Annotated in this window: 8 protein-coding genes and 1 tRNA gene; 6 read left to right on the forward strand and 3 right to left on the reverse strand. The window is 58.5% G+C overall.

Annotation, left to right across the window (positions count from 1 at the left end):
* Positions 1-139: 139 nt before the first annotated feature.
* The 3 genes from H559_RS0110070 to H559_RS0110080 form a co-directional block, all read right to left on the reverse strand.
* Positions 140-229, reverse strand: a tRNA-Ser gene (locus H559_RS0110070).
* Positions 230-310: 81 nt separating this feature from the next.
* Complete coding sequence (locus tag H559_RS0110075) at positions 311-1,837, reverse strand: cyclic-di-GMP receptor FimW-related protein (RefSeq protein ID WP_028452611.1); 1,527 nt, start codon at positions 1,835-1,837, stop codon at positions 311-313.
* A 54-nt stretch (positions 1,838-1,891) separates the two neighbouring features.
* A complete protein-coding gene (locus H559_RS0110080) occupies positions 1,892-3,064 on the reverse strand; it encodes a pyridoxal phosphate-dependent aminotransferase (RefSeq protein ID WP_028452612.1) in 1,173 nt (390 codons plus the stop codon).
* A gap of 136 nt (positions 3,065-3,200) precedes the next feature.
* Here H559_RS0110080 and H559_RS0110085 point away from each other — a divergent pair, with 136 nt between their 5' ends.
* The 6 genes from H559_RS0110085 (at position 3,201) to H559_RS0110110 (ending at position 7,919) form a co-directional block, all read left to right on the forward strand.
* Complete coding sequence (locus tag H559_RS0110085) at positions 3,201-4,805, forward strand: ABC-F family ATPase (protein WP_028452613.1); 1,605 nt, start codon at positions 3,201-3,203, stop codon at positions 4,803-4,805.
* Between the two features lie 140 nt (positions 4,806-4,945).
* Positions 4,946-5,914, forward strand: a complete 969-nt coding sequence (locus H559_RS0110090) for a YheT family hydrolase (protein ID WP_308417170.1) — start codon at positions 4,946-4,948, stop codon at positions 5,912-5,914.
* Between the two features lie 177 nt (positions 5,915-6,091).
* Positions 6,092-6,949: a carboxylating nicotinate-nucleotide diphosphorylase gene (nadC, locus tag H559_RS0110095; protein ID WP_051279244.1), complete on the forward strand. Its 858-nt coding sequence runs from the start codon at positions 6,092-6,094 to the stop codon at positions 6,947-6,949.
* A 5-nt stretch (positions 6,950-6,954) separates the two neighbouring features.
* On the forward strand, positions 6,955-7,260 hold the full coding sequence (locus H559_RS0110100; RefSeq protein ID WP_028452616.1) for an ElaB/YgaM/YqjD family protein: 306 nt from the start codon (positions 6,955-6,957) through the stop codon (positions 7,258-7,260).
* A gap of 3 nt (positions 7,261-7,263) precedes the next feature.
* Positions 7,264-7,641 carry a phage holin family protein gene (locus H559_RS19795; protein ID WP_081412984.1) on the forward strand — a complete coding sequence of 126 codons (378 nt, stop codon included), beginning with the start codon at positions 7,264-7,266 and terminating at the stop codon, positions 7,639-7,641.
* 17 nt (positions 7,642-7,658) lie between these two features.
* Positions 7,659-7,919, forward strand: a complete 261-nt coding sequence (locus H559_RS0110110) for a hypothetical protein (RefSeq protein WP_155845367.1) — start codon at positions 7,659-7,661, stop codon at positions 7,917-7,919.
* The last annotated feature ends 555 nt before the right edge of the window (positions 7,920-8,474 follow it).

Consider the following 8,474-nt stretch of genomic DNA (forward strand, 5'->3'; position numbering starts at 1 on the left):
ATGGGGATATACCAGGTGGCAGTGTTTGTTTGCCGGCCTCGCGGCCCGGGTCTGCTCGCGCAGCAATGTAAACGATTCGCTGCATCCACCGTGCATATAAGCAAAAAGCCCCGCTAGGCAGGGCTTTTTGCACGAAGATTGGCGGAAGCGGTGAGATTCGAACTCACGGGGGACGTAAATCCCCGACGGTTTTCAAGACCGCTGCCTTAAACCACTCAGCCACGCTTCCGTCTTGCCGGCACAACCGCGCGGGTTGCACATCAGGGGCAGGAGTTTAACAAAAGAATCCCTGCCGTGCAGCACTTCTGTATCAGCCCAGTTTTTCCAGTACCGAGAAATTGGCCAGCGAACAGGATGTTGCCCGCTCCATGGCCGGCGCGAGCCGGATCCGGTAGGCCTTGCCCTGCGCGGAGAGGCGGCATTCGCGCTGCTCGGAGTAATCCGCTTCGGCCACGATCAGGAAACGGCTCTGGTAGGCGGTAGTGTTTTCCGGTGAATAGAGTGCCTTGCTGGCGGGGCCGCCGTCCAGAGCAGAGAGCTCGACCAGTATCGGTGAGTGGGTCAGCGTTTCAATGCCGACATTGACCTGGCCATCCAGGCGCTTGTTGATGCGGCGCACGATACCGATGCTGGGCGCGGTGGTAGCCGATTCGCTGATGCCGACGATTTCGCCAACGCGCAGATGGTCTTCGTGCAGGCCCTGATAGCTGGCGCCTAGGCCGGTTGCACTTTCGTTGACGACGTCCCACTGGAACAGGTCGTTGCGGTTGCCGTGTGCCTCGGGTGTGGCGATTTTCTGCAGGATGCTGGCAAAGCCACGGCGAACGAAGACCTTTTTGCTGATGGTGTGGCGTTCGGTCTTGCGCACCGGAGCAGGTGTGTCGCGTGACCACCAGGCCATCAGCTCCTGCAGCAGATCCAGGTTTGCTGGCGTTGCCGACTGGGCGGGCAGATCGAGGTCTTTCGGGTCGGTCCCGCGCTGCAATTGTTCCAGCACATCCTTCAGGTATTGCGTCAATGCTTCGGTGTACCAGTAGCGCCAGTTCTCGCCGACCATGTCGCGGCGCAGGCGTTTGGGGGGGGACGAGCCGGCGATGTTGACGGCGAATAGCTGGCGGTTCGGCCTGATCTGGTCTTCCAGGTCGATGCGGTGTGACCAGCGCCCCAGCCAGTCGCTGACGAGTTCGATCTGTTCGGGCTGCAGCTTGTCGGGGTTGGCAAGCGACAGCATCAGGATGCGGATGTATTCGTGCCGGATGGTTTCGCCCGGCGTATCGGCATAGGCATGCTGTGGCGCCATCGCGAAGCCGTACTGCTCGGCATGCTGGTAGAGCTTGTTGAGACGGCGCCAGGTGCGCGGGTCAAGTTCCAGATAGCGCAGATAGGCCCACTTGATGTGTTCGCCAAAATACCGGATGGCGCGCAGTGCACATTGCTGCAGCTGTTTTTCCATGCCGCGTGCATTGGCCTGTGCAGCCTGCTTGAGGCACAGCCGGTAAGCTTCGCCCATGTCGTTCCAGAATGCCAGGATGGTGGGCAATACCTGCTGCGGCGTAGCGCCGGTGTCAATCTGGCGCCCGTAATAGATGTCGATCAGGTGGGTCTGCAGACCGCGTGCTTTTTCGTCGAGGTAGGGGACGGTGCGCAGGCGCTCCTTCAGGCTGACCTTCGGATTGGTATTGAGCTGCTGCAGCGCTTTGACGATTTCGATCTGGGCATTGAGGATGTCGCTCTCTGGGAGCTCCTGCATCATCTGGGTGGCAGACTTGAGATCATGAATCCCTTCCTGGCCCTTTTTCTGGAAAAGGGCGCTGATCAAGCCTTTGAAGTCAAACATATACTCTTGGTATCCAGGGGATTGATTTGCTTGCTAACAGGGTAATCTGAGGGGCTAGGCAGTGCAATAGCGCTGCAGATAGCGTGACAAACGGACAACGGCCTCTTCCAGTCGGGGTAGTGGCTGGCTGTAGGCAATCCGCAGTGCCTGACGGGTGCCATGCTGGCCGAAATCCCGTCCCGGCGTGATGGCGACGGCTTCGTCCTGCAGCAAACCTGCGGCAAAGGCTTCGGCATCTTCGGCAAACGGGCTGCAGTCGAGCCACAGGTAGAAGGCGCCATCGGGTTGAGCAAGGAGCTTCAGGCCGAGGCTGTCCAGCGCATCGCACAGATAGTTGCGGCGGGCGCGCAATTCCTGCCGGCGGGATTCCAGTATTGCCAGTGTCTCAGGCGAGAACGCTGCCAGCGCGGCATGCTGCGCTGGCGTGGGGGGCGCCAGGAAAAGGTTTTGCGCCAGCCGCTCCAGTTCCGGCAGTGCCCAGTCCGGCGCGACCAGCCAGCCCAGTCGCCAGCCGGTCATCTGGAAGAATTTCGAGAAACTGTTTACCACGAACAGCTCCTGGCTGACGGCGAGTGCGGTTTCATGCGCGCTTTCATATACCAGCCCCTGGTATATCTCGTCTACGATTAGTTGCTGATGGCTCTGGCTGCATACCTCCAGTAATTTGGCGATTTCGTCTTGCTGCAGTATGGCCCCGGTGGGATTGGCCGGGCTGGCAAGCAGGGTTGCCACGGTGCGCGGTGTGCTGTACTGCGCAATCAGTTCCGGGGTCAGCTGGAAACGGTTGGCGGCATTGACCGGCACATTGATCGGGCGGCCTTCGAACAGGCTGACCAGATGCCGGTTGCAGGGATAGCCGGGGTCGGTCAGCAGCACCTCGTCATCACGGCCGACAAGTAACGCCAGTATCAGTTGCAGCGCGCCCGAGGCGCCGGGCGTAACGATGATGCGTGCGGGGTCGATATGCACGCCAAGGCGGTCGGCATAGAACCCGGCAATGGCCTCCCTCAGCGCAGGTAGTCCGCAGGCACCGGTATAAAAAGTGTTGCCCTGCGCCAGTGCCGCAATGCCGGCATCGATCACCGGCTGTGGCGTCGGGAAGTCCGGTTCGCCGACTTCCAGGTGGATGACATCGTGCCCCGCAGCAGCCAGTGCCTGAGCTTCGGCAAGGATGCGCATGACGTGGAAGGGCTCGATCTGCTGAAGTCGGGGCGCGGTGTGCGGCATGAGAAGGCCTGTTTGTGCTAAAATTCAGTGGTTTATGCGGCCCGCTTTCCGAGCGGGCCGCTGCTTTCATTTTATTTTACTGCTGCGAGCAGCCTTTCCGGCTTGTTCTGCGGCAATGGCTTGTGACACGTAAACCATGATCAGTACTTCCAATATCACGATGCAATTCGGCGCGAAACCGCTCTTCGAGAAGGTTTCGGTCAAGTTCGGCGACGGCAACCGCTATGGTCTGATCGGCGCCAACGGTTGCGGCAAATCCACCTTCATGAAAATCCTGGGCGGCGATCTGGAGCCAACTGCCGGCAATGTGAGCCTTGAGCCTGGCGTTCGCCTGGGCAAGCTGAAACAGGATCAGTTTGCCTACGAAGATCAGCGCGTCATCGATGTGGTGATGCAGGGACATGTCGAACTCTGGGCCGCCATTCACGAGCGAGATGCGATCTACGCCAACCCGGAAGCAACTGAAGACGATTACATGCACGCCGCCGAACTGGAAGGCAAGGTGGCTGAATATGATGGCTACACGGCGGAAGCACGTGCCGGCGCCCTGTTGCTGGGCGCTGGCATCCCGATCGAGCTGCACAACGGCCCGATGAGCGAAGTGGCACCGGGCTGGAAGCTGCGCGTGCTGCTGGCTCAGGCACTGTTCTCCAATCCTGATGTACTGCTGCTGGACGAGCCGACCAACAACCTGGACATTAACACCATCCGCTGGCTGGAAAATACGCTGAACGAGCGTGATTCCACCATGCTGATCATTTCGCATGACCGCCACTTTCTGAACCAGGTATGTACGCATATTGCCGACGTCGATTACGGTGAAATCCGCATCTATCCGGGCAATTACGATGACTACATGCTGGCGGCCACGCAGGCGCGTGAGCGCCTGCTGACCGACAACAGCAAGGCCAAGGAGAAAGTTGCCGAGTTGCAGGCCTTTGCCGCGCGCTTTGCCGCCAACAAGTCGAAGAGCCGCCAGGCGACCAGCCGTCTGAAGCTCGCTGACAAGATCAAGGACAATATGGTCGAGGTGAAGCCGTCCTCGCGTCAGAATCCTTATATCCGCTTCGATATGGACGACAAGGCCAAGCTGCACCGCCAGGCCTTCGAGACGACCAACCTGTCCAAGTCCTTTGACAAGCCGCTGATCCAGAGCCTGAACCTGATTCTGGAAGCCGGGCAGAAAATCGCCGTGATCGGCGGCAACGGTGTGGGCAAATCCACGCTGATGAAGCTGCTGGTGGGTGAGCTCAAGCCCGATGCCGGCTCGGTGAAATGGGCAGAAAAGGCGCAGCCTGGCTACTTCGCCCAGGATCACGAAATCGATTTCGAGAAAGATGAAACGCTGTTCGAATGGATGAAGAACTGGAGTCAGCCGGGCGATGATGACCAGGTGATCCGCGGCATTCTCGGCCGCCTCCTGTTCAGTGGCGATGATGTGAAAAAATCGGTTAAGGTGCTGTCCGGTGGCGAGAAGGGGCGCATGCTCTATGGCAAGCTGATCCTGCAGAAGCCGAATGTGCTGATCATGGATGAGCCGACCAACCATATGGACATGGAATCCATCGAGTCGTTGAACATTGCACTGGAACTCTACAAGGGCACACTGATTTTCGTTTCGCACGATCGTCAGTTCGTGTCCTCGTTGGCCACGCAGGTGCTGGAACTCAATGGTGATGGCACTTACGAGCATTTCCTTGGCGGTTATGAGGATTACCTGCAGAGCCGCGGCCTCGAGTAAATCGCTCGTTCGGTTTGCAGCAATAACAAAACCCGCCGGAATGGCGGGTTTTGTTTTGTCGGTGCGGCGCCACACCTTGCTGGATTTGCGGGCCGTCTTAAGCCAAACTGCGCTCTATGCAGTCAGACCACGATCTATTGTTGCCCCCCTACCGTGCGCCACACTGGCTGCCAGGCGGGCATGCACAAACACTCTATCCGGCGCTGATGTTCTGGCGCCGTCACCTGCCCTGGCGCCGTGAAGGCTGGATCACTCCTGACATGGACGCCGTTGTTGCAGACTGGGTGGATGGCCGGGTTGGCAAGCCGGTCGTGGTTCTTTTTCACGGTCTCGAAGGCGGCTCGCGCAGTCATTATGCGGGCTCGATCATTGGCCGGGTGCGCCAGCAGGGCTGGTTTGGCGTGGTGCCGCATTTCCGCACCTGCGGCAATGTGCCGAATCGTCTCCCTCGTGCCTATCATGCTGGTGATTCGGCCGAGATCGACTGGATGCTGCGACGCATACAGGCCCAGTTTCCCGGTTCCGCCATTTTTGCGGTGGGGGTTTCACTGGGCGGGAACGCCCTGCTGAAATGGCTGGGTGAAGAGGGGGGGCGTGCGCGCGACATCCTCTCCGGTGCGATTGCCGTGTCGGCGCCAATCGATCTGGCTGCGGCGGGCATTGCTCTGGATCGGGGTTTCAACCGTCATATTTACACCCGCGAGTTTTTGCGCACCCTGCGCGGCAAAACACTGGCGGCACTCAAGCTGAACAACAACCCGTTCATTGATGCGGACCGGGTGCGGCGGACGCGTACCCTGCGCGAGTTCGACGACCTGGTTACTGCCCCGCTGCATGGTTTTCATGGTGTTGATCACTATTGGCGGGATGCCAGTTGCAAATCGTGGCTGCCAGGCATCCAGGTGCCGACGCTGCTCATCAATGCCAGAAATGACCCATTCATTCCTGCGGCCAGCCTGCCGGGAGTGGAGGATGTTTCCGAGCATGTCGTGCTCATGCAGCCAGATGAAGGCGGGCACGTCGGTTTTGTCAGTGGCCATCCGCCCGGCAAGCAGATATGGTTGCCGGAAACGGTGATGCGGTTTTTCAATTACCACCTGCCGCGTTAGGCGCTGCATGGTCTTGCTTGCTGCTCCTGTTTTGCCGCTGGTGGTGTGGCTGGCTGGGTCCGGTCTTTTGCTTTTATCGGCGTGGGCGGGGATGATGTTCGTGTAGGGCGTGCACCTCTGGTACGGCCAGGCTGTTGTGTGCATGCCATGATCCGATGTTGAAGAGATTGTGAATCAATGAGTGAAAAAACTGAGCAAGGTGTTCCGGGTCAGGTGCTGGCTGCCAATGTCGCTGCGGCACTGGCCGAGGATGTCGGGCATTGTGACTGGACTGCGCAACTGATTGCTGAAGATGCTCAGGCGCAGGCTGCGGTAATTGTGCGTGAAGATGCGGTGATTTGCGGTCGTCCCTGGTTTGATGAGGTGTTCCGGCAGGTCGATCCGGCGGTGTCCGTGGCGTGGCTGGTGACTGAAGGTGCGCGAGTCAAGGCTGGGGACGTGCTGTGCCGCTTGCAGGGGCGTGCGCGCAGCCTGCTGACCGCAGAGCGCAGTGCACTGAATTTTCTGCAAACTCTGTCAGCGGTGGCAACACGCACAGCAGTTTTTGCCTCAGCCGTTCTGGGTACGCGCGCTTGCGTGCTTGATACCCGAAAAACGCTGCCAGGGCTGCGGCTGGCACAGAAATATGCAGTCCGTGTTGGTGGCGGAAGCAATCAGCGGCTAGCCTTGTATGACGGCATCCTGATCAAGGAAAACCATATTGCAGCCGCGGGAAGTATTGCTGCGGCATTGCAGGCTGCGTTTGCACTGGCGCCGAGAGGGGTGAGTGTCCAGATTGAAGTGGAGAGTCTGGCCGAGCTTGACGAGGCGCTGGCGGCAGGAGCTACATCGGTACTGCTCGACAACATGAGCCTTGATGATCTGTCTGCCGCCGTAGTCAGAACGGCTGGTCGAGCCGTGCTGGAGGCGTCGGGGGGGGTGAGTCTGCAGACAATCCGCCAGATAGCCGAAACCGGGGTAGACCGGATTTCTGTTGGTGCGCTGACCAAGGATATCAGTGCCACCGATTTGTCCATGCGTATTCTTCAGGAGTAAGTGTCATGAGTCATGAACAACGTTCCAGCGAAATGCTCGATGAGTCGCAAGAATTGCTGCAGGATGCCGAGCAGTTGCTGGCGCAGGCTGCGGCAGCTGGCGGCAGCGAGGCGCAGGCCTTGTATGCACGCGTGGCCGAGCGCCTGCGTGTGGCCAAAGGCCAGATACTGCATGCCGAGGAACTGGTAGTGAAACGTGCCAAGCATGCTGCCAGGGCGACGGATAATTATGTGCATGAGCATCCCTGGCAGGCCGTTGGTATTGCCGCGGCGGTCGGTGTGCTGGTCGGTATGCTGATTTCCCGCCGGTAAAGCATGGCAATGCGTGAACAGTTACGGAATTTTTTTTCGCACTCCTTGAGCTTGGCCGAGGTGTCGGCCGAGCTTTTCGGAATTGAGTTGCAGGAAGCGGTTGAGTGCTGGCTGGGGCATCTGTTCTGGATCAGTATGCTGGCGATCTTTTCCGGTCTTGTCGGTTTGCTGCTTTCGGTGCTGCTGCTGATCTTGTTCTGGGATACGCATCGGGTGGAGGCTGCGCTAGCCCTGCTGACGTTTTACGCGGCGGGAGCAGGCTTCGCTGCCTGGCGGTTGCGGCAGCGTCTGGTTCATGCGGAGCCTCTTTTTTCCGCTTCGCTGGCAGAGGTGCGTGAGTTGCGCCGCATGCTGGATCGCGATAGGCGAGGTGAGGAATGAATAGGTCCGGTCAGGAATTGCGTGCCATTCGCAAGGAATTGCTGCAGCTTCGTGCCCGTCAGCATCGCCTTTCCTTGCGCAGGGCGGGGCAAGAGCTATCTGAGCCATTGCGGCTGATTGATGATTGGTTTGCTCCGTCTGATCCTGCCGCTGGTCCGTATGCCGGAGTGCTGAAACTGCTCCTCACCCGTTTTCGCAGTCCATTGATCAAGGGCATGCTTGGTCTATTGCTTGCCTATTTCCGATTGCGCAAGAAGAAGGGGCACCAGGAAGCCTGATTGCGGGCATGGTCGTAACTTGAAAACGGTGGCATGTGCGCATGCCGCCGTTTTTATATGTATGCACTCATGGCCCTTTTTCTGCATGGGCTTGCGGCTGATACCAGTGGCTGTATTTGTGGACATACTGGCTTTGCACTGTGCTGCCAGTTGGCTCTGGTGCGACAGGAGCGGGTGGGGGGGATGCCGCTGCTGATTTGCTGTCCTTTAAAAACAGGCACTTGTCGCACTAGTCGGAGTTTTTGTGGTGCGGGGTGTTGACGGGTTTGGAGGTGGCCGGTATAGTTCGGCCTCTCTGCTGCTGACGCAGTGAAGGAAACGAAGCGAAACGAAGAGTTTAGCGAGTTTTTCTGTGTCAGAGCAACGATCTTTAACAATCTACAGCCGATGAGTGTGAGTGCTTGGTTTGACCAGCACTCGCACTTAAGACAGAAGTAACAAGTACACACTTGTTGATTCTGAGTTTTAAGCAAGCGAGCGCAATTAAGTAGTAACAGTGATTAAACGAAAGAGTTTGATCCTGGCTCAGATTGAACGCTGGCGGCATGCTTTACA

Source organism: Chitinilyticum aquatile DSM 21506 (assembly GCF_000430805.1).
GTDB lineage: Bacteria > Pseudomonadota > Gammaproteobacteria > Burkholderiales > Chitinibacteraceae > Chitinilyticum > Chitinilyticum aquatile.

Bases quoted from the DNA above. Each gene is read 5' to 3' on its own strand.
- H559_RS0110080 (WP_028452612.1), bottom strand. From the start codon at position 3,064: ATGCCGCACACCGCGCCCCGACTTCAGCAGATCGAGCCCTTCCACGTC.
- H559_RS0110100 (WP_028452616.1), top strand. From the start codon at position 6,955: ATGAGTCATGAACAACGTTCCAGCGAAATGCTCGATGAGTCGCAAGAA.
- H559_RS0110075 (WP_028452611.1), bottom strand. From the start codon at position 1,837: ATGTTTGACTTCAAAGGCTTGATCAGCGCCCTTTTCCAGAAAAAGGGC.
- H559_RS19795 (WP_081412984.1), top strand. From the start codon at position 7,264: ATGGCAATGCGTGAACAGTTACGGAATTTTTTTTCGCACTCCTTGAGC.
- H559_RS0110085 (WP_028452613.1), top strand. From the start codon at position 3,201: ATGATCAGTACTTCCAATATCACGATGCAATTCGGCGCGAAACCGCTC.
- nadC (WP_051279244.1), top strand. From the start codon at position 6,092: ATGAGTGAAAAAACTGAGCAAGGTGTTCCGGGTCAGGTGCTGGCTGCC.